The following is a 255-nucleotide window of genomic DNA, read 5'->3' on the forward strand; positions in this document are numbered from 1 at the left end:
TACTCTCACATGGGGAAACCCCACACTACCATCGGCGATGCATCGTTTCACTACTGAGTTCGGGATGGGATCAGGTGGTTCCAATGCTCTATGGTCGTCAAGAAATTCGGTTGCCCAGAATGTCTTGGGAACACTCTTGGCTAATTCGGATATGCGATTTGTGATGTTGCGAACTTTCGGGTCTTTCGTCTTCACCACCACAATCTGCAGCTGCAAATTGCTTGGGTGTTATATGGTCAAGCCTCACGGGCAATT

The 255-nt window shown here is 48.6% G+C and carries 1 rRNA gene; it reads right to left on the reverse strand.

Annotation, left to right across the window (positions count from 1 at the left end):
• Positions 1-102, reverse strand: a 5S ribosomal RNA gene (gene rrf, locus L6D77_RS27180); the annotation flags it as partial.
• Between the last annotated feature and the right edge of the window lie 153 nt (positions 103-255).

Origin of the sequence: Pseudomonas parasichuanensis, assembly GCF_021601385.1 — a bacterium.
GTDB classification, from domain to species: Bacteria; Pseudomonadota; Gammaproteobacteria; order Pseudomonadales; family Pseudomonadaceae; genus Aquipseudomonas; species Aquipseudomonas parasichuanensis.